Genomic DNA, 1830 nt, shown 5'->3' with positions numbered 1-1830 from the left:
AACTCTGACAGTGGTTCACGACTGGCGCCGGTAGCGGACCCAGTCGTGGCCGGCGTCGGCGAGTTCTCGAAAGTGTGGTGCCGGGTGCTGCTCGGCCCATTCGGCGCTTCGTGCAGCGCACGCCGTGGCGAACGCGGTGATGGCATCCGGCGGGCCGTCGCGCCATGCAGGTACTTGTGCTGCCCACTGTTCTGCCTGCGCTGGGGTGTGGCCGGCGCGGATCAGACGGGCGATCATGAGTGTCGTGTCGAGCCAGGGGGCTCCGCGGCAGGGCATCGCCCAGTCGACCACCGAGATCGAATACGGGTCGACCAGGAAATTCGCTGTGCTCATGTCGGTATGTACGAGGGTGTCGCCGTCGACTACCTCCGGGGGTAGGTAGTCGGCCCATCGGGTTGTCGCCGGTTGGATCCGTACCGGAGGTCGTGGTGCCGGGGTGGCGGCAATGACGCTCAGGGTGGCTGCCAGGCGTGGCAGGTCGGGCGATCCGGGCGCCACGTTCACGTGCCGTCCCGGTGCCTTGTCGAAACCGAGCATGATCCATCCGGCTGCTTCGACGTGCCACTGCAGCCGCGGTACGAGGTCGGGCAGGTGTGGGTTGAGCTCGGCCTCACGGCGGTGCAGCCACGCCAGCCGATGTGTCTCTCGTACGGCTTTGCAGAAGGTCTCGCCTTTGCTGGTGTGCAGGATCGCCGTCAAGTCGGCGACCGAACCCGCCTGTACGGTGGTTACCCGTTCAACGGTGCCGGCCCGGGCCTCGACGGAGGCTCGGGCCGGCGCGGGTAGCTGGTGCCAGTGGAGCTGAGGCACAGCGAGTCCTCCCGGTGGCGTAGGGCGCGGCGCCGATCAGGCTACGCCGCGCCCCCACCGCCGGAAGGGCTGGTGCTAGTTCCCGTCGTGGCAGCCTGAGTGGCACTGCGAGCAGTCGACCCGCATCGTCAGCGGCCACAGCTCAGGGTCGACGCGGTAGCCAGCCGCGGTGATCGTCTCGACGACGTCGGCGAGTTTCACCTGAACAGGCGACACGACCGGGTCGTCGTCCGGCACGTGATGGATGAAGCGGCCCGCGATCCGGGCGCAGAACTCGGCGTACTCGGTGGTGTAGAGGATGAACGTGTGCCAGCCGATGTCGACGGTGTCGCTCGGGCCGATCGGCCGGGTCGCTACAGCACAGGTGCCCAGGAACGCCAGGGCCTGGTCCATGATCCGAGTTGGCATGTCCGGTGCCAGTTCAGGGTGTTCGTCGGCGATGCGAGTGGTCAGCCTGGCGAGCAGGCCATCGGAGATCAGCGATTTTCCGTTGATCAGTGCCGGGGTCGTGATGGTGACGGTGGGGGGAATGATGGGCATCGGATCCTCCTGTCAGCAACGGCGGGTTGCCGTTCCTGCATCCATGAAGTCTCATCGGCCGCCATGAGCAATATGCTGATTGCAGAAGGTGACAGCGGTTTGCAGGGCCTGCAAAGTCATTTGTGCCTCGATCGATTACAGCCGATACCGTTCCGGTATGGACGCACAGCATCCGCTCGTCCCGCCGACCCACCAGGTGTGGGCGTCTCCCGCCCTGGCAAGGGCGGTCCGCGATGATCAACCTGGCGCTGTCATCAGACTCGCCCGCCGGGCCGCTGGCCTCACCCTCGAACAACTCGGCAATCTGTATGGCTGCTCGGCCTCGACCCTTTCGCGGGTCGAACGTGAGCATCCACCCATTGACCAGGTCGAGGTGCGCCGAGATCTGGCTCTGCTGCTCGGAATCCCTACCGAATACGTGGGACTCGCCCGACACGCGTCACCAGCCGAAGCTCTCACTACGCAGGCAGCTACTCTGGG

3 protein-coding genes are annotated in these 1830 nt (G+C 66.1%); 1 reads left to right on the top strand and 2 read right to left on the bottom strand.

What is annotated here, in order from left to right; translation table 11 throughout:
- Positions 1-15: 15 nt before the first annotated feature.
- Entirely contained in the window at positions 16-699 is a 684-nt protein-coding gene (locus Aco03nite_RS52360) for a phosphotransferase (RefSeq protein WP_203810764.1), read from the bottom strand.
- Between the two features lie 186 nt (positions 700-885).
- Positions 886-1350 (bottom strand): glycine-rich domain-containing protein, encoded by a 465-nt coding sequence (locus Aco03nite_RS52355; RefSeq protein ID WP_203810762.1) that lies wholly within the window; start codon positions 1348-1350, stop codon positions 886-888.
- A gap of 157 nt (positions 1351-1507) precedes the next feature.
- Here Aco03nite_RS52355 and Aco03nite_RS52350 point away from each other — a divergent pair.
- A partial coding sequence (locus Aco03nite_RS52350; RefSeq protein WP_203810760.1) for a helix-turn-helix domain-containing protein occupies positions 1508-1830 on the top strand: 323 nt, incomplete at its 3' end.

The sequence above is a fragment of the Actinoplanes couchii genome (assembly GCF_016862075.1).
GTDB classification, from domain to species: Bacteria; Actinomycetota; Actinomycetes; order Mycobacteriales; family Micromonosporaceae; genus Actinoplanes; species Actinoplanes couchii.
Note: the sequence above shows the minus strand (reverse complement) of the source record. Positions and strands in the feature narration are given on the sequence as shown.

Excerpts from the sequence above, each read along its gene's own strand:
- Aco03nite_RS52355 (WP_203810762.1), bottom strand. The coding sequence starts at position 1,350 with ATGCCCATCATTCCCCCCACCGTCACCATCACGACCCCGGCACTGATC.